The sequence below is a fragment of the Propionivibrio sp. genome (assembly GCF_029255185.1).
GTDB lineage: Bacteria > Pseudomonadota > Gammaproteobacteria > Burkholderiales > Rhodocyclaceae > Propionivibrio.
The window spans coordinates 1-24548 of the sequence record NZ_JAPUVO010000091.1 but is presented as its reverse complement, the minus strand read 5'-3'; the positions used below and the strand labels follow the sequence as shown (position 1 = coordinate 24548).

Genomic DNA, 24548 nt, shown 5'->3' with positions numbered 1-24548 from the left:
AAGGCTGCTAGCCCAAAAAGAGCTTGTACGCCGGGTTATTGCTTTCGTCCCAGTGGGCATAACCCAGATTTTTCAGGAATTTCCTGAACGCGCTCATTTCGGCGGGTGGCACCTGCATGCCGACCAGCACGCGGCCGGAATCGGCGCCATGGTTACGATAATGGAAGAGGCTGATGTTCCAGCCGGCGCTCATCTGATTCAGAAAGTGCATCAGCGCACCAGGGCGTTCGGGGAATTCAAAGCGGTAGACGATCTCGTGATCAACCTGCGGCGCATGGCCGCCGACCAGATGCCGGATGTGCAGCTTGGCCATTTCGTCGTCGGTCAGATCAAGCGTCGCGTAACCATGCTTGCGCAGTTGCTCGACCAGTTTGATCGACTCGGCGCGCGAGCTAACCTGAACACCGACAAAAACGTGCGCCTCCTGGCGGTCATTGAAACGATAGTTAAATTCGGTGATGTTGCGCTGACCGATCAGTGCGAGGAATTTCCTGTAGGCGCCGGGCTGCTCAGGCAGGGTTATGGCCAGCACCGCTTCGCGCTGCTCACCGACCTCGGCACGTTCGGCGACAAAACGCAGGCGATCGAAATTCATGTTGGCGCCTGAAGCAACGGCCACCAGCGTCTTGTCCTTCAGCTTGTGACGTGCCGCGTAGGCCTTGGCGCCCGCCACGGCCAGCGCACCCGCCGGTTCGAGGACGGCGCGCGTATCTTCAAATACATCCTTGATTGCGGCGCAGATGGCGTCGGTGTCGACACAAACCATTTCGTCGACGTACAACTGGCACAGGCGGAAGGTCTCTTCACCGACGTATTTCACTGCCGCACCGTCGGCAAACAGGCCGACCTGTTTAAGACGGATTCGTTTTCCGGCCTGTAGGGACCGGGTCATGGCATCGGCATCAATGGCCTCGACCCCGATGATTTTTGTCTCCGGCCGCAAGCGTTTGATGTACGCCGCTACCCCTGAAATCAGCCCGCCGCCGCCGACACAACAAAAAACGGCGTGGATCGGTTTCGGGTGCTGGCGCAGGATTTCCATGCCAATCGTTCCCTGGCCGGCGATGACTTCAGGATCGTCGAAAGGATGGACGAAAGTAAGCTTTTCGGTTCTCTCCAGTTCCAGCGCACGGGTGTAGGCTCCGTCGTAGGAATCGCCAGCCAGAACCACTTCGCCGCCACGATTGCGCACCGCCTCGACCTTGATCGACGGCGTGGTCGTCGGCATGACGATAACCGCCCGGCAACCCACCTTGGCGGCGGCTAACGCCACGCCCTGCGCGTGGTTGCCGGCCGAGGCACAAATCACACCACGCTTCAGGCGTTCCGCTGAAAGCTGAACAATCTTGTTGTACGCTCCGCGCAGCTTGAAGGAGAAAACCGGCTGCATGTCCTCGCGCTTGAACAGAATGCTGTTGCCGATACGCGCCGACAGATTGGGCGCGGCATCGAGCGGTGTTTCGACCGCAACGTCGTACACCTGCGCGGTCAATATTTTTTCGAGATAATCGGGGTGCATGGCAGTAACAACTCGTCTAGGAAACCCGTGATTCTAGCAGCCCCGTCATGGAGTGCTTGAGCATCAGCGCCGAGGGATAGACTGGATCATTTGACCCCGATTAGGTGGCAGGCGATACTTCCCTCGTGATTCACAAGACGGGAGTGAAGCATGGATCTGGAGCAACCCCAACTGGCCGTGTTCAAGTACAAGCACGGTGGACGCGTTGCCTTTTCCGCCAAGCGCAAAACCTTCATGCTTATCAGTCTGGCAGCAGCCCTGATCGCGGCTTTCTTTGCTTTCCCAGGCGGGCTGATGGCGCTGGTGATCCCGCTGGGTGTTTTTTTCGTAAGGCAGGGCACCCTCGCCCTCGGCCCGCGCTATCTTGTCTGCGGTAACGACATTGTCTACTTCGCCAACGTGGCCCAAGTAGCGCTGCATGAAGGCGAAGGCCGCCTGAATCTGAAAATGGCGAGCGGGGCTACGTTTACGCTTGAACGCGATAAATTCCCGACCAATGCGCGCAAGGCACACAAGGTCGCAGCAAACAAGGCTGCCAAATTCAACAAGGTGTCGGCCAAGATCATCGAGAAAGTGCGCCGCGCATCGCCGGTGGTAGCCGGTGCTTGATCCGCAGACCATGGACCTGGCAGCCACGCTGGCGCCGGAACCGGTTGCCCGGCGCAGCATTCATTTGCTCTACGTGCCGACGCTGTGCTGCAATCTCGATTGCGCCTATTGTTACCTTGGCGAGCAGACGACGCAGGCGGCGCTGAAGGTCGATGCCGGGCGCGCCGTAGCCACACTGCGCTACGCGCTCGACGCCCTGCGCGAAGCCGGCGTGCTGGCCTTCAATGTCTCGCTGCATGGCGGCGAAGTGACGACGCTGCCGGAAGTCGTGCTCGATGAACTCTTTACGCTGATCCGAAGCCACTACCTGGAAAATTTCGACGCAATCAACGCGCTCGGGCACAGGAAATCGTCACCGCATATCAAGACCAACCTCTACAAGTTCGCACCCTTCTATGACCTTTTTGACAAACACAAGGTCTCGATCAGCGCCAGTATCGACCTGCCGCTGAGCATGCATGCGCGCTACCGCACCACCCGCGGGGGCCGCGACTGGCTAGCGCGAACACACGAGAATATCCGCCTGCTGGCGCGCTATCCGCACGCAAAAAAAATCTCCGCCACGCTGTGCAGCGAACACCTGAACGACATTCCGGCGATCATTGACGACATTCGTTTCATTCACGACGAACTTTGTTTTGACATGAACCAGTTCAACATCATGTTTGCTTTTGCCTCCGAGATGAATCGAGCCCACAAGGGTGATGCTGCGCTTTCGCCAGCCACGCCAGCGCAACAGATGGCGCTTTACGCAGCGCTCAAGGGCGCCTTCATCGGAACTGAACTGGAAGATGGTCTGCGCCGCAACTGGTTCGACGAATTCAAGCCAAGCTATTGCACTAACGCCGTTAACTGCGGCGAACGCTTCTACCTTCTGCAAAGCGACGGTTCGGTGTATTCCTGTGTGCGCGGGCAGGGTCTTGAGGAGTTCCATTACGGCAACATTTTTACCGACCGTATCGATGACATCCTCGCCAACGGCGCGCGCAAAATCGAACGCATTCATCAGGCGCACGGTTTCGATGACAATTGCCAGCGCTGTGACCACCTTGGTTTGTGTCATACCGGCTGTCCGGTGGTCAAACATCAGAATGCCAGCGGCCACTCGTACACCTGCACTCTGCAGAAGGCCATCTATGCCGACAATCCACGTTCTTTCCCTGCGGCCTCGCCGGATGAGCAGCGCGAAGACATTCGGCAATATCGCCTCAACATGCATCCGAATCTCGCTTTTGCGCAGCCTGCTGTCGCGCCGCCCGCCAGCATTCGCCTGCCTAGCGACTTGGCCGAGGATAAAAACACCCTACAGGCCATGATCGGCGTCGACCCGGTGCTTCAGGCGCTCTATAGCGATACCGCCTTTGTGCTCGAAGTGCGGGATGAGCTCGTGCCGCTTAGCTCACAACTGCTCAAGGACCGCGCCACCTGGTACACATTGGTGCCCGGTGACCGACTCGTGCTGCATACTCGGCGCAGCCTGTTTGACGCCAACTGCCCTGAATTTTTGCGCAACACGCTGTACCTGCAACTACTGCGTGACACGTCGGTTGTTTATGGCGACGAACAGCGCGCCAAGCAGGAGCACGTGTTTACGTACCAGCGTTTTGCCAGTTGTTTGCAGGCGAGTAACCGCCTGGGGGCCGACTACTTGATGCTCGATCTCGCCGGCCTGATCGAGCTGCACCGCGAGCATTACCGCCGGGGCGTGCGCAATAACCTCTTCTTCACCACGCTGTCCCTGCGCGAGTACCATTACCAAAAGCAAAAAAACAACGCCTTCTACCACATCCAGGCCATCAATCTGCCGTTCCAGAATTTTGAATTCAACTACTTGCCTTGAACCGGGAGAATCGCCTTGAGCACGCCGGAGCTTGAACGAACCGCCTACACCGTCGAATGCTTTCTCAACGCATTGCGCCTAAATGACGGTCCCGAACGCACCGCCACCGAAGAATGGCTGGTGCGCTGGCTGGCTGGGAAAAGTCACAGACAGGACGATTGCGTGATCTACAGCAAATCGATGATCGATTGTTACAGCGGCGGCAAGGCGGTGAAAAGCTTTGCCGTGCCCGAAGTGACGCAGCACCGCACTCTCTGGTGCGATGGCAGCAAGCTCTCGGTGATCGATGGCGCAGAATTCCTGAGTACCGGCAAACTGGTCATGCTCGGCACGTCCGGATTGATCCTGACCCTGCCCGGAACGGCTACCGCCAGTGTTTCCGCGAGGAAGAAGCAAAACGATGGCGGAGGAAATTCGAACAATAACAATAATAACAACAACAATAACAACAACAATAACAACGGCTAAGCATCTGTAAGTCATGTCAGGCGTTTGCCAAGTCGCAGCAAGAACTACAGGACGTAGAGTGCAATGGCGATGTAGTGGGCTAGGCTGCCGCCAATGACAAACAAATGCCAGATGCCATGCCAGTGCCTGAAGCGGCTATCGAAGGCATAGAACACAATGCCGATGGTGTATAGTGCGCCGCCGCTGGCTAGCCAGATGAAGCCGGCAGTCTCAAGATGGTCGAGCAGCGGCTTGACGGCGACGATAATGACCCAGCCCATGACGGCGTAGATGATCAGTGACATGACTCTGGCTTCGGAGCGTGGCTTCATTTCCTGCAGAATGCCAACAACAGCCAGTCCCCATACCACACCGAACAGTGACCAGCCCCACGGGCCGCGCAGAGTAACCAAGCAGAAGGGGGTATAGGTGCCGGCAATCAGCAGGTAGATCGATAAGTGGTCGAGCTTGCGCAGGATAACCTTGGCGCGTCCACGCACGCTGTGATAGAGCGTCGAGGTGCTGTAGAGGAGGATCAGCGTGGCGCCGAAGATGGAGACGCTGACGACCCGCCACGGATCGCCCGTCGTCGTCGCCATGACGACCAGAAGGCCAACTCCGGCAAGCGAGAGCAGGGTGCCGACAAGATGGGTCCAGGCATTGAATCGTTCTCCGTGATACATATTTCCAGCCTTTCGTTCAGGATCAATAAGGTACCTGTCCACGCGCTAGAATGCGATGATTGAAGCCGTACGAATATTTCTGATCCGTATCCTCATGATTCTTGCACAAGTAAGCGCCACACAAAACGCGCCAGCCTATGGCCTGTTCCCGGCCGACGATTTTCGAGTGACGACCGGTGCGTGTGGCGATTGTGCCACCATCCCGCAGGCGCTGTGGTTCTTCAAAAATGAGACCATTGCTGTCCCCCGCGTCGGACACCCCATTGCCGGATATGATCCCCAGTTGCGCGCCATAGTAGATCTGCAGCGCTGGAATGCGCTGACCCCTCCCGGGTCAGCGCGGGATTATCCAGCGCTGGTGTGGGTTGGCTCGCCACAGGTGATAGAGCGGGCCTGGCTCGACCCCCGAGGCGAGCAGTTAAAGACAGTCAGAGAGGTGAGCGGCTTTGCTTTGGTGCCACGGCTTGCTGCCAATCGGGCCTATTACAACGCCGACAGCACCGCCTTTTTCAGTCGGCGCGAACTGCGCTTGCGCGGGCAAAAGGTAACAAGCCAAAAAGCAAACCAGGAAGAAAATTCGTTTGTCGCACGCAGCATCTGGCCCTCTGATTTCCGGCTTGATCCGCAGGCGCCGCTACGGCCTATCGCGGCCAGACCACAAGCCATCCGCGAGTTCGTTCGCAGCGAGCCGAGCGGCGGTGCACAGAGCGCTTTTGCAACGCAACTATTGTGGCAACGCGATCCGGCGGCGGCCGCGCGACGTGCCGGCCGGCCGTTGATTGGCATCCTACTCAATGGCGCACAGGGTGACGACGATGAAGCGCACGGTGGTCATTTTGGCCTGCTCACCGGACGTGTTGGCGAGCAGGGGCAGATGCACGATTGGCTGATTGCCAATTACTACGCCCTCGATTCGGAAAGCGAGAAAGGTATCATCGCTGCCATGCTGCCGCTCGATAGCTACCTTGCCGACCTCAATAGCGGGCAGGCCTGGTATCGGCCGTCCTATATGCTGGTGGCGACCCTGCGTGCTGAGCGCACGGCGGTACACCTGGGTTCGGCGCTGGCCAGGGTGTTCAACCAGTTCTACCGGCACCAGTTTGTGTATCAGCATGCCGCTGCCAATTGCACGGGAATAAGTGTTTCGACGCTGCGCACCATTGGCTGGCAGGTTCCGGTGTTGGGTCCTGTCAGTTGGTGGAAGGCGATTGCTGGGCTGCCTGTGTTTGCCGTGACGACCGGCAGCCTGACCAAGGGCAAGGCCATGTTTGATTATTTAACCGAAGATCAGACACGACTCCTTCCGGCGCTGGCCTTTGAACAGGCCAGCGCCGATTTGTTGCAACTGGTCAGTGGCGAGGCCACGCGCGCACTGACGCCTTACGAAGAACTGCTCAGGCAGGACGTCGAGGAAATCCTGCTGGTCCGCATTCCGCAATTGCCATCGAGCCGCGCCTGGGGCAGCTATCCGGTGGCGGGTATCGATGAATACCATAGCCGCGTGCCGCAAGACCCGGCCAAACAGCAGCTTGTTCCCGTGGGCCCGCGTCCCTTCCCGGCGAACCTCAAGGATCCGACGTCGCCAAGATTTAAGCCTTTGCGCTCAGATTATGCAGTAGCGGGCTACGCTACGGGTTTGCTGGTGCTCGGTGGATTCGTCTTACGCCTCCTGTGGCGCCGGCGCAGCGCAGGGCTCAAACCAGTGTCGAAGCAGCGCGATGAGTGAACTTTTCGGTTGGCTCTCCGGCCTGATCGGCCTCCACTGGAAAATGCTCGATGCCCTGCTGGTCGCGGTCGGGCTGGTCATTTACGTCGCCGCCTCGCACACCCTGCATCAACGTCGCCATCCGTCGGCGGCGATTGCCTGGGTAATGGGCATTCTTCTGGTTCCCTATGTCACCTTGCCGCTCTATCTCGCCTTTGGCAGTCGCAAGGTCGTGGCCCCCCGTCCGGCACAAGGTGCGCGGCGGATGCGCGCCAATGCGGCCAATACCCCGGCCGCGCGTGCGCAGCAGTTGGGAGCGGCAATGGGGCTGCCTGATCCAGCGGTCTATAGCGAGTTGGGAATTCATGACGATGGCAGGCAGGCGCTAGTCGCGCTGCGGCGAATTATTCTCGGCGCCAGCCAAACGCTGGAGGTATCGACCTTCGTTTTCGGACGCGATGTGCTGGGCGACGAAATTGCCGAAAAACTAAAGCAGAAAGCGCGGGCAGGGGTCAGAGTACGACTGCTGATTGACGGCATCGGTGTTTATCTGGGCGGTTATCCCGACCTCAAGGGTTTTGCCGAAGCCGGCGTCGAGGTGCTACGTTTCGTCCCGCCGTTTCGCTCGACCAAGCGCGGCCGTACCAATCTGCGCAACCACCGCAAGATGGTCATCGCCGATGGCCGGCATTTATGGTGTGGCGGGCGCAATTTGTCGGCCGAATACTTTGAGGGTGATCCACGTCCAATTCTTGGCAGCACGCCCTGGCTCGACCTGAGCTTTGATCTGGATGGAGAGCTTGCTGGACAGGCGCAGCAGCAATTCGAGCAGGACTGGGCCTTTGCCTCCGAGCGTCCGACGCCTGCGCCAAAGATTTCTGAAACGCCGGCACCCGATGTGAAAACACTGGCGCAACTAGTGGCTAGCGGCCCTGATCAACCCGACGACACCATTTTTACCTTGCTCATTTCAGGCTGTTTTACCTCGCAGCAGCGCATCCTGGCGGTGACGCCTTATTTCGTTCCCGACACGGCCTTGATCACGGCATTGTCGCTGGCTGCCCGTCGCGGCATCGAGGTCGATCTGGTCTTGCCCGCGCGCTCCAACCATCGGCTGGCGGATTTCGCGCGCCACCGCGCCATGCGTGATCTGGTCGCTGCCGGCGCCAGAATCTGGCTGCATCCACACATGATTCACGCCAAGGCGGTGCTGATCGACGACGATTTTTCCCTCGTCGGATCAGCCAATCTCGACGGGCGCAGCTTGTTCCTCAACTACGAAATGATGATCGCTTTCTACGATCACAAGGCGGTACACGGGTTCTCCTCATGGGTTGAGGCGCGGCGTCAGGAGTGCGCGCCCTATGTCGTGCGCACTCCAGGGATGGCGCGCGAGCTGGCCGAGGGCCTGCTCCTGTGGCTGGCATTTCAACTCTGACTGCAATGGCACTACCATAAGCCGAAAGCATCGCCGAAACATCACTCCGGCCATCGCAAGCGACCGTCACACCGGCGCAAACCGATGTCCAGAATAGCGCTCCGATGCTGGATCCCGGGCTCTGCACTTCCTTCGGTCGCTTGCGCCGGGACGACGCGCCACTCTGCGTTGTTCTTGCAACCACTCGTTGTGAAAAGGAAATGACCTTGTTGTTCAGCCCCTCGATGCCGCCGCTGGACTTTAAAAGTACAAAATTGCAAGCAAAGCCGCCAGCAACACGACGATAAGGCCGAGCAGTCGGTTTTGCCGATGCTGCGCGGCAAGCAACGCATTTAAGACTGGAGCCAGATCGGGGGCGGGTTCGCGTGTTAGCGCCTGATGCACCAGGCGTGGCAATTGCGGAACGATGCGCGCCCAGTTCGGCGCTTCCTGTTTTAGTCCACGTATCATGCCCCGTCGGCCAAGTTGTTCGCTCATCCAGCGTTCGAGGAAGGGCTTGGCGGTCGTCCACAGATCGAGGTTGGGGTCGAGCTGCCGTCCTAGTCCTTCGATATTGAGCAAGGTCTTTTGCAGCATGACGAGCTGCGGCTGGATCTCGATGTTGAAACGGCGCGAGGTTTGGAACAGACGCAGCAGCGCGCGGCCGAAGGAAATTTCATGCAGCGGCCGGTCGAAGATTGGCTCGCAAACAGCGCGAATAGACGCTTCGAACTCATCAACACGGGTATCGGCGGGGGCCCAGCCGGCCTCGATGTGCGCCAGTGCCACGCGCTTGTAATCACGCTGGAAGAAGGCCAGAAAGTTTTGCGCGAGGTAATTCTTGTCGACGTCGGTCAGTGTGCCAACGATACCAAAATCGAGGGCGATATATTTGCCGTGGTGCTCTTCGTCGGTGGCGACAAAGATGTTGCCTGGGTGCATATCGGCATGGAAGAAACCATCACGAAACACCTGCGTGAAGAAAATCTCGACGCCGGCGCGCGATAGCGTCGAAAGGTCGATCCCGGCGGCAAGCAGCACTTCGCGCTGGCTGATCGGGATGCCGCGCATGCGTTCCATGACCATCACCGTCGTCGTGCAGTGATCCCAAAAAACACCAGGCACCAGCAGCAGTTTCGAAGCGGTGAAGTTGCGGCGCAGTTGCGAACAGTTGGCGGCCTCGCGCATCAGGTCAAGTTCGTCGTAGAGGTACTTGGCGAACTCGGCAACGACCTCACGTGGCTTCAGGCGTTTGCCGTCGGACCAAATCTTCTCGAGCAGCCCGGCCAGCGTGTCGAGCAGGGCCAGATCGTGGGCGATGACCTCGCGCATGTTCGGGCGCAGGATCTTGACCGCCACCTCGTTGCCGCCGTCTTCAGCCTTGAGCCTGGCAAAATGCACCTGCGCGACAGAGGCGCTGGCTACTGGCGTCGCGTCAAACTCGGCGAACACCGTACTTGCCGGCCGGCCATATGCCGCTTCCACCTGCGCTAGCACCAGCTCGGACGAGAAGGGCGGAACCTGATCCTGCAACTTGGCCAGTTCGTCGGCGATATCCAGCGGCAGCAGATCCCGGCGCGTCGACATGACCTGCCCGAATTTGACAAAGATCGGCCCCAGCGCCTCCAACGCCAGCCGCAGACGTACAGCGCGGGGAGTATCGAAGCGCCGCCAGAAATGAAAAATGCGTGACAGCGCCGCCAGATGGCCGCTCGGCTCGTGTTCGAAAATCATTTCGTCGATGCCGAAACGGCTGGCGACGCTAAGGATTTTGGCGAGACGGAAAATGCGCATGAGGCGGCTTAAGGCTGGACCTGATCGATTACCAGCTTGACGTTCTTGCTGCCGGGTTTGACGGCCTTGATACTGCCGAAGAGGTCGCCGCTCGACGTTTGCGCTTTGCCGGCTTTGGCCACCCGTGCTTCGAGGCTGACCGTAGCGAACTCGGAAATCTTCCGGCCACCTGGCAAGGCCATCGCGTCGTCAAAACGAAATTCAAACGGCAGATCGGCGACTTGCATCCGCATGACGGCGAGCGGCATGCGTGAACCTTCCGCAGCGCGGGCAAAGACAAAGAGCAGGTCGTCGGGCCTGGCTTGGGAAGCGATCTTGCCACTGAGTGTCACCTCGCCGCTAATCGCTTCAGAGCTGACTGCGGCTTTGCTGGCCGTCGGCTCCTGGCCCGCTTTCCCGAGCACTTTTCCATCTTTTCGTGCGACGATTTCGCGCGCCTTATTCACCGCGGCCTCCATTGATTGCGCTTCTTCCGAAGCTGGATCGAGTTGCCGTAGCAGACGTCCCCAGTAATCGGCAACGGCGGGGAAATCATTGCGATCGGTCGCCGCCGCACCCGCCAGGAACAGGGCCTGTGGTTCGTCCGGGTCGAGCTTCAGGGCACGGGCAATCAGTTCGCGCGGTTTGCCCTCGAAACTGCCACCGTTGACCTGCGCCAGCACCTCGGCGTAATCGGCTAGCAGCATGGGGTCGGCATCGACCAGTGCACCACCATGGCTATACGCCTCGACCGACTCAATATAACGGCCCAATGCCTTATAGGAGCGCGCCAGCATGACCCAGCCCTTATTGTCATCCGGCGTCTTCTTGAGCCGGTCAGCCAGTTTGACCAGCATCTCTTCGATCTGCTGCGGGCTCACCCGCGCTTGGGTGCGTAGCGGTTCAAGCGCTTCCGGTTTGCCGAGCAGCGCATAGCCGGTGCTTGCCGCCAGCGGGATGGCGACGAGCAGGGCCAGCGCGGTTTTGCGCCCGCCGGTTCGTGCTTGCAGCGGGGTCTCGGGCTGGACTTCTTCGAGCAGGCGGCGCTGCAATTCACTGCGCGCCTGCTCGAAATCAGCTTCGGCAAGCGCACCCTCTGTGCGGTCGCGTTCGAGTTCGCTTAGTTGATCACGAAAGATCTCCAGATTGGCTTCGCGCCGGTCGACCGCACTTGCCAGCCTGGGTGCCCGCCACAGCGGCGGCAGCATGATGGCCAGGACGACGAGAACAAGCAGTGCGGCAGCGAGAATGAATGCAGTCTGGGGCGTCATTGTTGCGGCTCTTTAAGGTTGGAGCAGGCGGTCGGCCTGTTGTTGTTCTTCAGTGGAAAGCGGCGAGTCCGTGATGGCCTTATTGCGGCGGCGCAGATAGAGCACCAGCCCGGCGAGGCCGCCGGCGAAGAGTAACGGCGGACCAAACCACAACAGCAGGGTCGTCCCCTTGAGCGGCGGCCGGTAGCGAACGAAATCGCCGTAGCGGCTGACCATGAAATCCATGATTTCACTGTCGCTCTTGCCCTCCTTGATCAGCGTACGAATTTCGCGCCGCAGGTCGTTGGCGAGTTCCGCATGCGACCCGGAGAGCGACTCGTTCTGGCAGACCAGGCAGCGCAGTTCGGAGGAAATCTCAACCAGCCGCTTTTCGGTGACTTCATCTTGCGCCAGTGGCGCAGCTTCTTTGGCCTGCAAGGTCAGTGAGGCAAGCGCCAGCAGCAGTACCGTCAGCCAGACTTTCATTTTGACAACTCCGCAACTAGCGGCAGGATCTTGCCGGAGAATACATCGGGGCTGATCGGGCCGGTATGTTTCATGCGGATAATACCTGCCTTGTCGATGATGTAGGTTTCAGGAACGCCGTAAACGCCGTAGTCGATGCCGACGCGGCCATCAAGATCGAGCACCGACAGGGTGTAGGGATTGCCATGTTTGCGCAGCCAGGCGTTCGAACGCTCAAGCGCCAACTGCCGTTCGGCTAGCGCGCTGAGCTTCTCCGCGTCGATACCACCATCGCCGCGAACTTCCTTGTAGTTCAGACCAATTAGCGTCACCGCCCGGCTTTTCGCCATGTCGACCAGCACCGGGTGCTCCTGCCGGCAGGAGACGCACCAGGTGGACCACACGTTGAGCAGCCACACCTTGCCCAGCATGTCTTTTGGCGAGAAGTTCTGCTCCGGCGCATCCAGCCGGGCCAGCGAGAACAGCGGCGCCGGCTTGCCGACCAGCGGCGAGGGCACATCGCGCGGATTGAGGTTAAGCCCCACCGCAAGCAGGGCAACGAGAACAACAAAGCCGATCAGCGGCCAGAGAAAACGGTTCATTTTGAAAAGCTCAGTGATTCATCGCAAAGGCGCAAAGAACGCAAAGTTCCGCAAAGAAAATCAAGGGAGGGTAAACAAATCGAAAGCCTAGGTTACTTTGCGTTCTTCGCGCCTTTGCGGTGAGGTTTTTCGGTTAAGGCTAATCCTTACGCTTGCTGCGCCGGCGGCACAGCAACACTTGCCGCCACGCGCGACCTGCTGCGATAGCGGCGGTCGGTCATGGCCAGCAGGCCGCCGATCGCCATCAGCACGCAGCCGCCCCAGATCCAGTCTACAAAGGGCTTGTAATAGACACGTACAGCCCAGGCGGCAAACGGCTTGGTTTTGTCGATCGGCTCGCCGAGCGACACATAGACGTCGCGTAGCAGGCCAGTGTCGATCGCCGCTTCGGTCATCGGCATCGAAGAGGAAACGTAATTGCGCTTCTCCGGGTTCATTTTGCGCAGCACTTGTCCGCTTTTGAGCAGATCGATGTCGCCAACCAGTGCCGTGTAATTTGGCCCCTTCTCCTGGCGAACGCCATTGAACCTGAAGGTATAGCCGCCGACGTCAACGGTGTCGCCAAGCTCCATCATCACGTCTTTTTCGGCCTGATAGCCATTGACCATCGTCACCCCAACGACAAAAACGGCGATGCCGACGTGCGCCGTATGCATGCCAAAAAAACTGCGGGGCTGTTTGCGCGCTGCCGCCAGGAAAGATTGGCCGGCACGTGTTGATTGCACGCGCTGGAAAAAGTTAAGCGACCCGGAGAGGACGATCCACGCTGCCAGCAGCAGGCTGAGGGCGACCAGCGGTTTCCAGGCGCCGAAGAAGAAGGGCGCCAGCAGGCCGACCCCGGCCGCCACCAGAAAGGCCCAGCGCAGGGTGCGCGCCAGTTCGCCGGCGCTCGCCTGCTTCCAGCGCGCAAAGGGCGCCACGCCCATCAGAAACAGCGCCGGGATGAACAGCGGAGCGAACACCGAATCGAAGTAAGGCGGGCCGACCGACAGCTTGCCGGCGCCGAGGGCGTCGATGAGCAGTGGATAAAGCGTGCCGAGCAGAACCGAAGCACAGGCGACGACCAGCAGCACATTGTTGGTAAGCAGCAGGGATTCGCGCGAGAGCGGTGCAAAGCGACCACCCAGACCAACCTTGGGCGCGCGCCAGGCAAAGAGGGCGAGCGAACTGCCAATCACGGCGACGAGAAAGACGAGAATGAAAATGCCACGGCGCGGATCGGTGGCAAAAGCATGCACCGAAGTCAGCACACCGGAGCGTACCAGGAAGGTGCCGAGCAGAGACAGCGAGAAGGCGGAAATGGCCAGTAGTACCGTCCAGTTCTTGAAACTGCCGCGTTTTTCCGTCACCGCCAGCGAGTGCACCAGCGCTGTGCCGACTAGCCACGGCATGAAGGACGCGTTCTCCACCGGGTCCCAGAACCACCAGCCGCCCCAGCCGAGCTCGTAGTAGGCCCACCAGGAGCCGAGCGCGATGCCGAGCGTCAGGAAAATCCAGGCCGCCGTGGTCCACGGACGCGACCAGCGTGCCCAGGCGGCATCAAGCTGGCCGGAGAGCAACGCGGTTACGGCAAAGGCATAGGCCACCGAGAAGCCGACATAGCCCATGTAGAGCATCGGCGGATGGATGATCAGTCCCGGATCCTGCAGCAGCGGGTTGAGGTCACGCCCTTCTTCGGCAGCGGGCAACAGACGCTCGAAAGGGTTGGAAGTCATCAGGATAAACAGCAGAAAACCGGCCGCCACCAGGGCCAGAACGCCGAGTACACGGGCGACCATGTAGTCTGGCAGTTGTTTCGAGAAGAGCGCCACCGCTAGCGTCCACATCACCAGCATCATGACCCACAGTAGCAGCGAGCCCTCATGACCGCCCCACACGGCGGCCACGCGGTACGGCAGCGGCAGCAGGGTGTTCGAATGCTGCGCCACATAGACCACCGAAAAATCGTTTTGCACAAAGGCAGCGGTCAGGCAGCCAAAAGCCACGGCGATCAGCAGGGCCTGCGCCATAGCTGCCGGACGCGCCACGGCGATCCATCCGGGTCGCCGCTGGTGGGCGCCGATCAGCGGAAGAATGCCTTGGACGAGCGCCACGCATAGCGCGACGATGAGAGCAAAGTGTCCAATTTCGGGAATCATAGGGTCCTTTATTGCTGCTTAAATGTCTTGGCTGCGGCTGCGCTGGCAGCCTTGGTGGCCGCCGCACGCTCGTGCGCATCGCCAACGGCCTTGGCTGCTTCCGGGGGCATGTAGTTCTCGTCGTGCTTGGCGAGAACCTCGCTGGCGATGAAGATGCCGTCGTCGCGCAGCCTGCCCTGGGCGACCGCGCCTTTGCCTTCCTTGAACAGGTCGGGCAGGATTCCCGTGTAGGCGACGGTCATGTCATTCTCGGTATCGGTCATGACGAAACGCAGGGTAACGCCATCGGGCTCACGCTTGATCGAGCCTTCCCTGACCATGCCGCCGATGCGGAAAGACTTGCCCTTGGGCGCCTCGCCGGCGACCACCTGAGTCGGCGAAAAGAAGAACACCAGATTGCTCTGGAAGGCGTTGAGCACCAAGGCAACGACCAGGCCGAGAATGACCAGGCCGCCGATGATCAGCGCGATGCGCTTGTGACGTGATTTCAATCTTTACCCTTGGGATAATGTGCGGCGATCGGCACGCAACTGGCGTTTGAGCCGCGCGACAAGGCTCTTGTGACCCCGAATCAGTAGTACCGGTTCCACGATCATCGCGATCATCATGACGCCGACCGAACCCCAGACATAGACGCCGTGGTTACCCATGGCCAGAAATTCGGAAAAACTGTTCCAGAACATGCACTACTCCTTGCTGCTCAACTCGATGCGCACCCATTCCGTATGCCGCTCACGTTCCAGGATGATCGTCCGTACCCGCATCAGCGCTACGGCGATGGCGTACATCCAGCAGGCCAGTGCGCAGAGCAGCATGCCCCAGAGCATGATCATCGCCATCGACGGCGATTTGGTCAGGCTGACCGACGACCCCTGGTGCAGGGTGTTCCACCACTTGACCGAAAAATAGATGATCGGCACATTGACCACGCCGACCAGCGCTAGGATTGCGCCGGCACGGTCGGCGCGGCGCGGATCGTCAATCGCCGACTGCAGGGCGATGAAGCCGACGTAGAGAAAAAGCAGGATCAGTTCCGAGGTCAGCCGCGCATCCCACACCCACCAGGCGCCCCACATCGGCTTGCCCCACAGCGCGCCGGTCCACAGCGAGAGGAAGGCGAAGAGCGCGCCGGTTGGCGCTAGTGCCGTAGCCATCATTCCCGACAGGCGGAAGTTGAAGGCCAAGCCAAGCCCAGCCCAAAAAGCCATCACCAGATAGATGAACATCGACATCCACGACGCAGGAACATGCAGGAAGATGATACGGTAGCCTTCCCCCTGCTGCGCGTCGGTCGGCGCCACCAGAAAGCCGACATAGAGGCCGGCAATGCCGAAAACGGCAGCGGCCGCCCAGAACCACGGCATCATCCGTCCGGCGAGCGGATAAAAAGCCTGCGGGCTGGCAAATTTGAACCAGTTGATCAATCGTTTATCCATTAGAAAAATGAAACCTCTTTTAACGCAGAGAGCGCAGAGACGCAGAGAACGCAAAGGTTTCCGAGAGTAACGCTACTCACCCAGCGCGTAAATGCCGAATTTCTCTGCGGCCTCTGCGTCTCTGCGCTCTCTGCGTTGAAAGTGTTTAAGTCTTTACTTCCATCACTCCAAAGCAATCCGTAAAGCGGCCGCTGTCGGCCATGGGGCGAAAAACACGCCGCCCAGCGTTAGTGCGGCGAGCAGGGACAAATGGGCTTGCGCGCCGAGTCCGGTGACTGTTGCATCAACGGCCCCCGCGCCAAAAATAAGAACCGGAATATACAGGGGAAGGACCAGCAGCGACAGTAGCACGCCGCCACCGCGGACGCCCAGAGTCAGTGCGGCGCCGATGGCGCCAATGCCGGACAGCGCCGGCGTACCGATCAGCAGCGAGCAGGCGAGTACCCACAGCGCGTCGTTTGAAAGGTCGAATTGCAGGCCCAATACCGGCGCCAGCAACGCCAGCGGCAAGCCCGAAACCAGCCAGTGGGCGAGCACCTTGCCAAGGACGATCAGGCCCAGCGGTTGTGGCGCCAACGCCAGTTGCTCCAGGGTGCCATCGCGCTGGTCGTCGGCAAAGAGGCGCGGCAGTGAAAGCATGGTGGCCAGCAATGCGGCCACCCATAGCACGCCGGGCGCCAGCTTGCGCAGCAGTTCCGGCTCGGGGCCGACGCCGAGCGGAAACAGGCTGACGACAATGATGAAAAAAAACAGCGCCGAAACAATGTCCGTCCGCCGACGCATGGCTAGGCGAAGATCGCGGCTGATGATGGCACGGACAAGTTTCAGCATCCCGTTAGCCCAGTCGCAGTTCACGCACCGTGCCGGCGGTGATGTTGACCGCCTGGTGCGTGGTCAATACCGTCAGCCCGCCACGCTGTAAGTGGGCGCCAATCAAACCGGCGACCAGCTCGATCGCCGCCGGGTCAAGCGCTACGTAAGGCTCATCAAGCACCCACAGCGCGCGCCGTTCATTGACCAGCCGAGCCAATGCCACCCGGCGTTTTTGACCCTGCGAAAGGTAACGACAGGCCAAATCCTCGCGGCCAGCCAGACCAAGCATTTCCAGTGCGTCGAGCGCGGCGCCCTCAACGAGCGCTTCGTCAGCCAGCCGGGCGGACGCCAGCAGATTTTCCAGCGGCGTCAGTTCTTCCTTAATGGCGTTGTGGTGCCCTAAATAGCACAACTCTTGGCGATAGTCCTCGCCGAGTTTGCCAATCAACTCGCCGCGCCAGCGAATTTCGCCATCTGTCACTGGTGAAAGGCCACAGAGAATGCGCAACAGGCTTGTTTTCCCGCAACCATTCCTACCCTGCAAATAGAGCATCTCGCCGCCGCTCAGCCGGAAACCGACGCCGGCAAAAAGGCGACGTTCACCACGAACGCATTCAAGACCGGAGACTTCAAGCATGCAGGAGTATCTGAAAGTAAGGGCAGGGCCGCTATTGTGCAGTCGCGAGTTTAGCTGTGGATTGACGGGAGTCAAATAAAATGAAGCAAATGGCGCTGGTGACGGGTGCTATGATGCCAGGCTCAAGACGGGCTGAGTATGGCGCTATGGGTTTTTGCTGACCGATTTTTCCATCCGGAGCCTGGAATATGGAGAGCGGTTTGGTGTTTCGATCAATTGGCCTGAAGGCCCGCCTGCGGCAGATTCCGTCGGTGAAGGCGCTGCTCTTGCTGTCATTGGCCATGATTCTGGCGACGGTAATCTCGGCCACTGCCTTGCTTCTGGATCTGCGCCAGAAGGAACTGGCGCACGCCCAGGGCGAAATCGTCAGCCTGACCCGAATTCTCTCCGAGCAGACGACACGCACTTTCGAGAGCGTAGCCATGACCATGCGTGGCGCCCGAGAACGAATTTCCGATGACATTGGTCGCCGTTTCGAGCTCGACAGCCGCCCTATCCATTTGCTGCTGCAAGCGCGTATTGCCGGGCTGCCGCAGGTGACATCGTTGTTCCTGGTCGATAGCCAGGGTCTGGGCGTCAATTCATCACGCCCGGATTTCACCCGGCGCTTGTCCGTGGTCGACCGGGAATTTTTCAGCCATTTCGTCGCCGGTGGCAACGACGAGATTTTCATCAGTCGACCGGAAAAAGCGCGAGTCGATGGTCAGTGGACCTATTACGTCAGCATGCGCCTGCTTGATGCTGATGAACAGTTCCGTGGCGTGCTGGTGGCAGCGATCAACATCGACTATTTCGAGTCGCTGTACGACAGCATAGGCCTGGATTTTGTCAGCCGCATCCTGCTGCTCAATCGTGACGGGGTTTTCCTGGCCGGCAAGCCGCATGACGAAATGCTTTTCGGCAAAAGCATCGGGAACTCGGCGACGCTGGTGAAATTGCAGGAGCAGCAGGTGGCTGGGGTGGTTGTTGTCAGTGAAGAGTCGGTTGCGGGGAGGCAATTTGTCGCCTACCGCCAGGTCGCCAATTATCCGCTGGTGGTTGGTGCGGCAGTCACTGAAGACGATGCCCTGACGCCCTGGCGTCAGGTCATGCGACCGATTGTTGCTGGCGTCGTTCTGGTCGTTCTTTTCGTCGTACTGGTGACTTTCCTTATGGCGCGCAATCTCCTGCGCAAAGGGGTGCTCGAATCTGCGTTGAAGGACAGTGACGCGCAGTTGCGGCACATGATTCAATCGGCCAGGGACGCTATCGTGACGGTGAATTCCGCGAAGTGCGTCGTTTTTTTTAATGCTGCGGCCGAGCATATGTTCGGCGTTCGTGCCGAGGAAGCGATCGGCAGTGATATCGATGAGCTCTTGGCGCGCTACCTAAGCCAGGCACAACTGGCGAATCTGCTGCGCTTCCTGGACGAAGGCTGGCGCTCGCCAGACGGCAGAATTCTGCTTGGCATCATCGAATCACTGCGTGACGAGCAGGAGTTTCCGGTCGAATTGAGCCTGTCGACCACTACTTTTCGGGGAAAAACTCTGCTTACCGCAGTTTTCCGGGACTTGACCGAACGCCAGCGCGCTGAACGCGAATTGCTTGAAACCAATCGCCAACTGCAGGAACTGTCGGCCTCGCTGCAAAGTGTTCGCGAGGAAGAGCGGACGGGAATAGCCCGGGAATTGCACGACGAACTGGGCCAGATGCTGACCGGCATTCGAATGGAGGTGTCCTGGCTGGGCGGGCGCCTGGTGGACGGGCAGCAGGCGCTGGCGGACAAGGTCACTGCCATTAAGGGGCAGATCGACCAGACCATTGCCTCGGTTCGTCGCATGTCATCCGAACTGCGGCCGCTGGTGCTCGACGATCTTGGCTTTGCCGCTGCCGCGGGCTGGTATGTCGATCAGTTTTCGGCGCGTACCGGCTTGCCGGTAGAGCTGGTTCTCCCGGCCGACGATTCGCAACACGATGATACAGTGGCCACGGCATTGTTCCGCGTGCTGCAAGAATCGCTGACCAACGTCGCACGCCATGCTCGGGCGACCAGGGTCAAGGTCCGGCTCGATTTTCAGGGCGTGCAATGGGCTTTGTCGATCCATGATGACGGGGTCGGCTTTGTGCATGATCATGGTAGGTGTGGCGATCTTGGCCTGGTCGGCATGCGTGAGCGGGCACAGATCCTCGGTGGGCAGTTCGCTGTGACGACGGCGCCCGGCGCCGGGACCCTGATCGAGGTTTTTATTCCAGCGCAGCAAAAGAGAGCCTGATGGAAAAACTGAAAGTGTTGCTGGCCGACGACCACGCCATTATCCGCGATGGACTGAAGCAGATTCTTGCCGATACGGACGATCTGGCCGTGGCCGGCGAGGCTGCCAATGGGCTGGAGGTCATGCAGCAGGTGCGCGAGAAGGATTGGGACGTGCTGGTGCTCGACATCTCCATGCCTGGGCGTAACGGCCTGGAACTGATCCACATGATCAAGAACGAAAAACCCGATCTCCCCATTCTCATTCTTAGCATGCACCACGAAGAACAGTATGCTATCCGTGCCTTCCAGGCCGGAGCCATGGGCTATCTGACCAAGGAAAGCGATGGTGAGCTACTGGTTGCTGCCATCCGGCAGGTGGTCAAGGGCGGCGTCTATATCAGTGATAAGGTCGCCGAACTCATGGTTCGCGGCATCCGACCGGCCACTGTCGCCCTGCCGCACAACCTCCTGTCCGACCGCGAGTATCAGGTTTTCAATCTGCTGGTTCTCGGGCGCGGGCTGACTGAAATTGGTGTCGAACTTTCTCTGAGCGTCAAAACCATCAGTACGCACAAAACACACATCTTGCAAAAGATGAATTTGGCGAACACCGTCGATCTGATTCGCTACGCCATTACCCACGGGTTGGCTGCTCCATCCGATTTTTGAGCGCCAACAGGCGGAAACAAAGCGACGTAGGAATTTTCCTATGCCGCTTTTAATCCTGGCGCTGATATCAAGGCTATTTACGTTTCTTTACACTCTCGACCCTAGGACGAGTACCAAAGGCATAGCGAGTGGACGACGTGCCAGCCGTCCTGCCAATCCAGGGATTGAGTGAATCGGGGGAAATGCAATGAAGTGTTTACGCCAGTTTTTCATGTTGTCGGTCTTGCTGGGCTTGCTGGGTGCAGGTTCAGGCCTTGCCTTGGCGGCTACACCCGCCAAGCCGGCCGAGTCGCCCAAGGACCTCATTTTGAAGGGCGACGCCAAGTGCACCGGCTGCCATGACGAAGCCGACGATGCCAAGCCGACAATGCTCGACCTGCACCCGTCGGTACTGTCAATTGGCAAGACCAAACATGGTACCAAGGCCGACGGACGGACGCCGACCTGTACCGACTGCCATGGCGAGAGCGAAAAACATCTGGCGTACCGAGGCAACGATAGCCCGCCGCTGACCGATCGCGATTTCCGCAAGAAAACCAAGACCTCCGCTGCTGAGCGCAATGGTGCCTGCCTTGATTGCCACCAGGGTGGCAACCGCATTGGCTGGCAGAGCAGTGCGCACAGCACCCAGGATCTTGCCTGCACCTCTTGCCATCAAGTTCACGCCAGAAACGACAAGGTGATGGGCAAGGCAACGCAGACCGAGACCTGTTTCACCTGCCACAAGGAGCAGCGTGTCCAGATCAACAAGCCTTCGCACCACCCGGTGATAGAGGGCAAGATGACCTGCTCGTCCTGCCACAATGTGCATGGCGATAACCCGAAACAGCTCGTCAAGAACAGCACTAACGAGACCTGCTACACCTGCCACATGGAGAAGCGCGGGCCCTTCGTTCATAACCATCAGCCGGTGTCGGAAGATTGTTCAATCTGTCATCAACCCCACGGTACGAACGTGGACAATCTCCTCAAGGCGCGCTCTCCCCTGTTGTGCCAAGAATGCCACTCCCATGACAGCCATCCAGGTCAGGCTGCAACCCTGCCTAACGGTACAACCAACGGAACAGGCTTTTTGGGCACTGTGGGTCGAGGTTGCATGAGCTGTCACACGAACATTCACGGCGGCAATAGCACGGTAAATAGTGCGACTGCCGGGCGCTTCCGTCGCTAATTCGAGAGGGGGATGATTCATGAAAACCATGCTAAAAACTTTCCGGCCAACTGCCATGTCGGTTGCTCTGATGCTTGTCTTTGGGCCCGCACTGGCTGAGGAACCCAATGTCGATGAGCTGGCCAAGCCGGACAGTTCCATCTCGGTCGGTATCGGCAACTGGTCAGCAGACCGTCCTCACGAAGGCGTCTATGACGGCATGCGTGACAAGGGCGCCTATGGACTGCTCGACGCGGACATCATCAAACGCGATGACACCACCGGTACCTGGTTGAAGCTAAAGGCCACCAATCTGGGGCTGGACGCCCGTGAGATCAAAGGGGAATACCTGCGTCAGGGCGATATCGGTGGCTCCGTCGAGTATAACAAGACGCCACGTGACAACCCCTATACGGTCAACACAGGCTTGCAGGGAATCGGAACAACAAATGTGACCGTTGGTACCAATCTAGGGTCGTTCGCCAAGCGTGATGTCGACCTCGGCACGACCCGTGAGTTGTTGCGTTTGGGCGGCTACAAGAATCTTCTTCCAGGGCTCGACTTTAAAATTGATTTCAAGAATGAGGACAAGAAAGGTACCCGGCTGGCAGGATGGGGGAGTGCTGCTCTATTCTCTGTTGAACCGATTGACAGCACTACCCGGCAGCTTGAAGCGATGTTGCAGTACACCGGTAAGCAACTACAGCTTTCGGGCGGATACTATGGCAGCTGGTATGACAATCACAACTCGTTGCTGCTCCAGCAGTTAAATGGCGTGACCGGAGGCACCAGCGCGAGTTTTTCCGCGACTACGCCGATGTCATTGCCGCTGAGCAATCAGGCGCATCAGATTTTTCTGGATGGTGGCTATGCATTTACGCCAACAACGCGCGGCACCTTTAAAGTAGCCTACTCGATGGCTACGCAGGACGAACATCTGCCCTCCTACGATCTCACCGGCGCCAATGCACCTTTCGTCGGTACGCCGTCACACCTGGATGGGCGAGTCGATACGACATTGGTGCAACTGGGACTGAGTTCCCGACCCATGCCCAAACTGTTGATCACCGCCAACCTTCGCTATTACGACCTGAATGACAAAACGCCATTGGCTGGATTTGTCGGGAACAATACGACGGGGGTCGCTAGTGTTTACAATACCCCGCAGTCATACACCACGACATCAGGGAAACTTGAAGCGACCTATCGTTTGCCGGAAAATTTCAGTCTGACCGGGGGCGTCGATTATTCCGGCCAGGATCGTTCACAACCGTCGGTCGGAACGGTCTATGTTCCATTCCGAACTGAAGTCAATGAAACCACTTACCGGCTTCAAGTGCGCCGTTCGCTCGCGGACAGTCTGAATGGCACTCTGGGCTATCTGCACAGCGATCGGAACGGGTCGTCTTACTTGGCTGCGAACGGCTCGAGTCCGTATTCGAACCAGATCAATCCGGTGCACATCGCTGACCGCAGCCGTGACAAATGGCGCGCTGCGTTTGATTGGGAACCTCTGGACAAGCTTTCGTTGCAATTGCGCATTGATCACTCTCAGGACACTTATCCCGAGGATGGTCGTCCCTACGGGATGAGGGACGGTAGTGCGCAACTCTACGCGGTTGACGGAAGCTATGCCTTCTCCGACAACTGGCTTCTTTCCGCCTGGTATTCCCTGGAGAGGACCAAGGCCAGAGCAGTTGGTTTCCGTCAGGCCAAGGATGGTTCGGCCGATGCGGTCAAGGATTCTCACCTGAAGGACGTAGGCGACTCTTTCGGGCTCAATTTACGCGGGAAGCTAACTGCCCGGCTCGACGCCGGTATAGGACTTGACTGGTTCCGTAGCACCAGCAGTACGGCGCAGGATCTGACGCTCTCTGGCGCTGGAGCGACCTATCCGACGGCAGCTCCCGGCACTTCGGGGCCGCTGCCGGACATTAAAAACAACCTTCTACGTCTCAAACTGGATGCAAAATACGCCATCGACAAAAGCTCGGATCTTCGTTTCGACCTGATCCACGAGCGTTGGCATACCGATGATTGGTCCTGGAATTATGGTGGTGGTTCACCATTCGCCTACTACACTGGAACGCAAACTTGTACCGGGTGTGTGGGTGCCGGCTATACCGGTGTTGTCGACGGCACCACGGTAACGTCCAACAAAACACAATCCGCCAGTTTCATCGGCATACGCTACATCTACAGGTTCCAATGAACTTTCGGAATCAAGGCAGGGCAGGCAGCGCCTGCCCTGTTTCTTTACGAGGGGACGTAATGCGTTCGCTGTTCAATAAAGTGCTCGTCGCCACGTTGCTGCACCTCGCCTTTCTTTCTGTGCCGGCGCTGGCGCAGGACAAGCCCGCAGCAGTGATCACCCCCGATCAACTGGAAAAAATCCGCATCGGCAACAACGAGTGCTTTGCCTGCCATAGCGCGGACGGAATTGCGCATCCCCCCAAACAGGGCATGGATCTCAAGCTTCTGCGCGGCCTGGTGCGTGACGCCAATGCCTTTTACGGCTCAGACCACCAGCGCCTGGCGTGCACCAAGTGCCATAACGAAGGCTACGACGAGCACCCACATGCCGCTGATGCCAAGGACATGACGACCACCTGTTCCGACTGCCATGACAAGACGGCAACCTTGGTCGGCAAACAGTTCGACAAATCGGTGCACGCCAAGAATCTTGCCGACAAATTCACTTGTGCAACCTGTCACGATCCGCACCTGATGCGCCTCGCCGCCAAACTTGGCGATCCGCAGAAAATTGTTGCCCAGGACAACCGAGTCTGTCTGAGTTGCCATGATTCAGACGATAAATTTGCCAAGTTCGCACCCGACAAGAAAATCCGTCCACGTATCGATGACCTTCACGACTGGCTGCCCAATACCCGCGCTCACTGGAAAGCAGTGCGCTGCGTCGAGTGCCACACTCCGGCTGTCGCCGCCGGCGAGCCGATTTCGCACGAAATCCTGAACAAGGACAAAGCCGAGAAGAAATGTCTCGCCTGCCACAGCGCCAATAGTTCGCTCAATACGCGTCTGTATCGTCACCTGGCCAAGGAAGAGCATCAGCGGCTCGGGTTTGCCAACAGCGTCATTCTCTCCAACTCCTATGTCCTTGGCGCGACCCGTCACCCTCTGATCGACACCCTGCTGATGATT

At 58.9% G+C, this 24548-nt stretch carries 22 protein-coding genes; 10 read left to right on the top strand and 12 right to left on the bottom strand.

Going from position 1 to position 24548, the window contains the following annotated elements; genetic code table 11:
* Positions 1 to 7 precede the first annotated feature (7 nt).
* Entirely contained in the window at positions 8 to 1519 is a 1512-nt protein-coding gene (gene ilvA / locus Q1J43_RS07005; RefSeq protein ID WP_301101719.1) for a threonine ammonia-lyase, biosynthetic, read from the bottom strand.
* Positions 1520 to 1669: 150 nt separating this feature from the next.
* Between ilvA and Q1J43_RS07000 the strand changes: the two genes are divergently transcribed.
* The 3 genes from Q1J43_RS07000 to Q1J43_RS06990 are packed head-to-tail and all read left to right on the top strand — an operon-like array spanning position 1670 to position 4436.
* Entirely contained in the window at positions 1670 to 2128 is a 459-nt protein-coding gene (locus Q1J43_RS07000; RefSeq protein WP_301101718.1) for a hypothetical protein, read from the top strand.
* Positions 2121 to 3968, top strand: a complete 1848-nt coding sequence (locus Q1J43_RS06995; RefSeq protein ID WP_301101717.1) for an SPASM domain-containing protein — start codon at positions 2121 to 2123, stop codon at positions 3966 to 3968. The genes Q1J43_RS07000 and Q1J43_RS06995 overlap by 8 nt, the downstream gene beginning before the upstream one ends.
* A 15-nt stretch (positions 3969 to 3983) precedes the next feature.
* Positions 3984 to 4436 carry a hypothetical protein gene (locus Q1J43_RS06990; protein WP_301101716.1) on the top strand — a complete coding sequence of 151 codons (453 nt, stop codon included), beginning with the start codon at positions 3984 to 3986 and terminating at the stop codon, positions 4434 to 4436.
* A gap of 44 nt (positions 4437 to 4480) precedes the next feature.
* On the opposite strand, the gene Q1J43_RS06985 is transcribed toward Q1J43_RS06990, so the two are convergent.
* The gene (locus Q1J43_RS06985) at positions 4481 to 5098 is read right to left on the bottom strand and encodes a hemolysin III family protein (RefSeq protein WP_301101715.1); all 618 of its coding nucleotides are present in this window, start codon (positions 5096 to 5098) and stop codon (positions 4481 to 4483) included.
* A 55-nt stretch (positions 5099 to 5153) separates the two neighbouring features.
* Between Q1J43_RS06985 and Q1J43_RS06980 the strand changes: the two genes are divergently transcribed.
* Both Q1J43_RS06980 and Q1J43_RS06975 read left to right on the top strand, forming a co-directional pair.
* On the top strand, positions 5154 to 6824 hold the full coding sequence (locus Q1J43_RS06980) for a hypothetical protein (protein WP_301101714.1): 1671 nt from the start codon (positions 5154 to 5156) through the stop codon (positions 6822 to 6824).
* Complete coding sequence (locus tag Q1J43_RS06975; RefSeq protein WP_301101713.1) at positions 6817 to 8241, top strand: phospholipase D-like domain-containing protein; 1425 nt, start codon at positions 6817 to 6819, stop codon at positions 8239 to 8241. The genes Q1J43_RS06980 and Q1J43_RS06975 overlap by 8 nt, the downstream gene beginning before the upstream one ends.
* Before the next feature lie 240 nt (positions 8242 to 8481).
* On the opposite strand, the gene ubiB is transcribed toward Q1J43_RS06975, so the two are convergent.
* The 10 genes from ubiB to ccmA all read right to left on the bottom strand — a co-directional run bounded on the left by ubiB (position 8482) and on the right by ccmA (position 17334).
* The gene (gene ubiB, locus Q1J43_RS06970; RefSeq protein WP_301101712.1) at positions 8482 to 10014 is read right to left on the bottom strand and encodes a ubiquinone biosynthesis regulatory protein kinase UbiB; all 1533 of its coding nucleotides are present in this window, start codon (positions 10012 to 10014) and stop codon (positions 8482 to 8484) included.
* Positions 10015 to 10022: 8 nt separating this feature from the next.
* A complete protein-coding gene (gene ccmI, locus Q1J43_RS06965; RefSeq protein WP_301101711.1) occupies positions 10023 to 11264 on the bottom strand; it encodes a c-type cytochrome biogenesis protein CcmI in 1242 nt (413 codons plus the stop codon).
* Between the two features lie 12 nt (positions 11265 to 11276).
* The gene (locus Q1J43_RS06960; RefSeq protein WP_301101710.1) at positions 11277 to 11729 is read right to left on the bottom strand and encodes a cytochrome c-type biogenesis protein; all 453 of its coding nucleotides are present in this window, start codon (positions 11727 to 11729) and stop codon (positions 11277 to 11279) included.
* A complete protein-coding gene (locus tag Q1J43_RS06955) occupies positions 11726 to 12310 on the bottom strand; it encodes a DsbE family thiol:disulfide interchange protein (RefSeq protein WP_301101709.1) in 585 nt (194 codons plus the stop codon). Before Q1J43_RS06955 ends, Q1J43_RS06960 begins: the two co-directional genes overlap by 4 nt.
* A 146-nt stretch (positions 12311 to 12456) precedes the next feature.
* Positions 12457 to 14448: a heme lyase CcmF/NrfE family subunit gene (locus tag Q1J43_RS06950; RefSeq protein ID WP_301101708.1), complete on the bottom strand. Its 1992-nt coding sequence runs from the start codon at positions 14446 to 14448 to the stop codon at positions 12457 to 12459.
* 8 nt (positions 14449 to 14456) lie between these two features.
* Positions 14457 to 14939 (bottom strand): cytochrome c maturation protein CcmE, encoded by a 483-nt coding sequence (gene ccmE, locus Q1J43_RS06945; protein WP_301101707.1) that lies wholly within the window; start codon positions 14937 to 14939, stop codon positions 14457 to 14459.
* A 3-nt stretch (positions 14940 to 14942) separates the two neighbouring features.
* Positions 14943 to 15131 carry a heme exporter protein CcmD gene (gene ccmD, locus Q1J43_RS06940; protein ID WP_301101706.1) on the bottom strand — a complete coding sequence of 63 codons (189 nt, stop codon included), beginning with the start codon at positions 15129 to 15131 and terminating at the stop codon, positions 14943 to 14945.
* Between the two features lie 3 nt (positions 15132 to 15134).
* Positions 15135 to 15884, bottom strand: a complete 750-nt coding sequence (gene ccmC, locus Q1J43_RS06935) for a heme ABC transporter permease CcmC (RefSeq protein ID WP_301101705.1) — start codon at positions 15882 to 15884, stop codon at positions 15135 to 15137.
* 162 nt (positions 15885 to 16046) lie between these two features.
* Positions 16047 to 16715, bottom strand: a complete 669-nt coding sequence (gene ccmB / locus Q1J43_RS06930) for a heme exporter protein CcmB (RefSeq protein ID WP_301101704.1) — start codon at positions 16713 to 16715, stop codon at positions 16047 to 16049.
* A 4-nt stretch (positions 16716 to 16719) separates the two neighbouring features.
* Complete coding sequence (gene ccmA / locus Q1J43_RS06925; protein WP_301101703.1) at positions 16720 to 17334, bottom strand: cytochrome c biogenesis heme-transporting ATPase CcmA; 615 nt, start codon at positions 17332 to 17334, stop codon at positions 16720 to 16722.
* 203 nt (positions 17335 to 17537) lie between these two features.
* On the opposite strand from ccmA, the gene Q1J43_RS06920 reads away from it, so the two are divergent.
* The 5 genes from Q1J43_RS06920 to Q1J43_RS06900 all read left to right on the top strand — a co-directional run.
* Positions 17538 to 19586, top strand: a complete 2049-nt coding sequence (locus Q1J43_RS06920) for a histidine kinase (protein ID WP_301101702.1) — start codon at positions 17538 to 17540, stop codon at positions 19584 to 19586.
* On the top strand, positions 19586 to 20236 hold the full coding sequence (locus tag Q1J43_RS06915; protein ID WP_301101700.1) for a response regulator transcription factor: 651 nt from the start codon (positions 19586 to 19588) through the stop codon (positions 20234 to 20236). The genes Q1J43_RS06920 and Q1J43_RS06915 overlap by 1 nt, the downstream gene beginning before the upstream one ends.
* Positions 20237 to 20423: 187 nt before the next feature.
* Positions 20424 to 21407 (top strand): DmsE family decaheme c-type cytochrome, encoded by a 984-nt coding sequence (locus tag Q1J43_RS06910; protein ID WP_301101699.1) that lies wholly within the window; start codon positions 20424 to 20426, stop codon positions 21405 to 21407.
* Positions 21408 to 21426: 19 nt separating this feature from the next.
* Complete coding sequence (locus tag Q1J43_RS06905) at positions 21427 to 23598, top strand: MtrB/PioB family decaheme-associated outer membrane protein (RefSeq protein ID WP_301101698.1); 2172 nt, start codon at positions 21427 to 21429, stop codon at positions 23596 to 23598.
* A 59-nt stretch (positions 23599 to 23657) separates the two neighbouring features.
* Positions 23658 to 24548 (top strand): cytochrome c3 family protein (locus Q1J43_RS06900; protein WP_301101697.1); only part of this gene is annotated, 891 nt, incomplete at its 3' end.

Excerpts from the sequence above, each read along its gene's own strand:
- ilvA (WP_301101719.1), bottom strand. The coding sequence starts at position 1,519 with ATGCACCCCGATTATCTCGAAAAAATATTGACCGCGCAGGTGTACGAC.
- Q1J43_RS07000 (WP_301101718.1), top strand. The coding sequence starts at position 1,670 with ATGGATCTGGAGCAACCCCAACTGGCCGTGTTCAAGTACAAGCACGGT.
- Q1J43_RS06985 (WP_301101715.1), bottom strand. The coding sequence starts at position 5,098 with ATGTATCACGGAGAACGATTCAATGCCTGGACCCATCTTGTCGGCACC.
- Q1J43_RS06980 (WP_301101714.1), top strand. The coding sequence starts at position 5,154 with ATGATTGAAGCCGTACGAATATTTCTGATCCGTATCCTCATGATTCTT.
- Q1J43_RS06975 (WP_301101713.1), top strand. The coding sequence starts at position 6,817 with ATGAGTGAACTTTTCGGTTGGCTCTCCGGCCTGATCGGCCTCCACTGG.
- ubiB (WP_301101712.1), bottom strand. The coding sequence starts at position 10,014 with ATGCGCATTTTCCGTCTCGCCAAAATCCTTAGCGTCGCCAGCCGTTTC.
- ccmI (WP_301101711.1), bottom strand. The coding sequence starts at position 11,264 with ATGACGCCCCAGACTGCATTCATTCTCGCTGCCGCACTGCTTGTTCTC.
- Q1J43_RS06960 (WP_301101710.1), bottom strand. The coding sequence starts at position 11,729 with ATGAAAGTCTGGCTGACGGTACTGCTGCTGGCGCTTGCCTCACTGACC.
- Q1J43_RS06955 (WP_301101709.1), bottom strand. The coding sequence starts at position 12,310 with ATGAACCGTTTTCTCTGGCCGCTGATCGGCTTTGTTGTTCTCGTTGCC.
- Q1J43_RS06950 (WP_301101708.1), bottom strand. The coding sequence starts at position 14,448 with ATGATTCCCGAAATTGGACACTTTGCTCTCATCGTCGCGCTATGCGTG.
- ccmD (WP_301101706.1), bottom strand. The coding sequence starts at position 15,131 with ATGTTCTGGAACAGTTTTTCCGAATTTCTGGCCATGGGTAACCACGGC.
- ccmC (WP_301101705.1), bottom strand. The coding sequence starts at position 15,884 with ATGGATAAACGATTGATCAACTGGTTCAAATTTGCCAGCCCGCAGGCT.
- ccmB (WP_301101704.1), bottom strand. The coding sequence starts at position 16,715 with ATGCTGAAACTTGTCCGTGCCATCATCAGCCGCGATCTTCGCCTAGCC.
- ccmA (WP_301101703.1), bottom strand. The coding sequence starts at position 17,334 with ATGCTTGAAGTCTCCGGTCTTGAATGCGTTCGTGGTGAACGTCGCCTT.
- Q1J43_RS06915 (WP_301101700.1), top strand. The coding sequence starts at position 19,586 with ATGGAAAAACTGAAAGTGTTGCTGGCCGACGACCACGCCATTATCCGC.
- Q1J43_RS06910 (WP_301101699.1), top strand. The coding sequence starts at position 20,424 with ATGAAGTGTTTACGCCAGTTTTTCATGTTGTCGGTCTTGCTGGGCTTG.
- Q1J43_RS06905 (WP_301101698.1), top strand. The coding sequence starts at position 21,427 with ATGAAAACCATGCTAAAAACTTTCCGGCCAACTGCCATGTCGGTTGCT.